Source organism: Stenotrophomonas sp. PD6, from assembly GCF_049199305.1.
Taxonomy (GTDB): domain Bacteria; phylum Pseudomonadota; class Gammaproteobacteria; order Xanthomonadales; family Xanthomonadaceae; genus Stenotrophomonas.
On sequence record NZ_JBLZQD010000036.1, the window covers coordinates 1 to 1082 of the forward strand.

The window sequence follows — 1082 nt, forward strand, 5'->3', positions numbered from 1 at the left end:
GGATACTAGTGTGTAGTGCCGGGCTCTGCCCGCCAACCCGGGCTCTGCCCGGCAACCCGGGCTCTGCCCGGCAACCCGGGCTCTGCCCGGCAACCCAGGCTCTGCCCGGCAACCCGACACGCTGTCCTGGAATTCAGCATCCCGGCCGCCGCACCCGCAACGCCGGCCGTTGGCCGGCCCAGGCAATGCCTGGGCGACACGTAGCGGCTCAGGGACCGCGCAGCTTGCGCAGCTCCAGCTCGCAGTGGAACAGAAACTCGAATGCCTCGAGATGGCGGCGTGCCTCGGCCATGTCGCGGCCCCAGGCGTACAGGCCGTGGCCGTCGATGAGATAGCCCCACATGCAGCCCTCATCGAGCTTGGCCTCGACCTTGGCGGCCAGTTCGTCCATGTCCTGGGTGTTGGCGAACACAGGGACGTCGACGGCGGTTTCGTGGGTGCTGTTGCCGTGGAAGGCCTTGAGCAGTTCGTAGCCTTCGATGCGGATGTGGCCGTTGGCGGCGAACAGGCGCGAGGCGATGGTCTGCACCGGCGAATGGGTATGCAGGACGCAGCCGATCTCGGGGAACCTGCGGTACAGCTGGGTATGCAGCAGGGTTTCGGCGGACGGGCGCAGTGGGCGGCCGACGGCCTTGCCGTCGAAGTCGACCACCATGATGTCGTCCTCGATCAGGCGCCCCTTGTCCTTGCCGGACACGGTGATCGCCGCATGCTGGTCATCCAGCCGATGCGAGAAGTTGCTGCTGGTCGCCGGCGTCCACCCGGCCTGGGCCAGTTCGCGGATGTTGTCGATCAGCACCTGGGCCAGTTCGCTGAGCCGGGTTGTGTCGTAAGGGGGGTTGTTCATGGCTGGCATTTTAGCTTTGTGAAGCGTTAAAAGCAGGTTTCTGGGGCTGGGCCGGGCGGGGTGGGGCTTGTGGGGGACGCCGTGAACCCGTCCTTGGGGGCTTAGTCGCCGCATCCATGCGGCTCATACCCCCACAACCCCCCCCCCCCCCCCCCCCCCCCACGCAGCCCGCCCAAGGCACCCAGACAACAAAAAAAAAACGCGAACCCCGCCCCGCACCCCGCCCCCGCGCCCC

At 67.5% G+C, this 1082-nt stretch carries 1 protein-coding gene; it reads right to left on the reverse strand.

Going from position 1 to position 1082, the window contains the following annotated elements:
• Positions 1 to 208 precede the first annotated feature (208 nt).
• Positions 209 to 847, reverse strand: coding sequence for a methylthioribulose 1-phosphate dehydratase (locus ACOZHM_RS20680; RefSeq protein ID WP_421571223.1), 639 nt, complete (start codon positions 845 to 847; stop codon positions 209 to 211).
• Positions 848 to 1082 lie beyond the last annotated feature (235 nt).

What these genes read in the sequence shown, in the direction of transcription:
- ACOZHM_RS20680 (WP_421571223.1), bottom strand. Translation starts at nt 847, where the DNA reads ATGAACAACCCCCCTTACGACACAACCCGGCTCAGCGAACTGGCCCAG.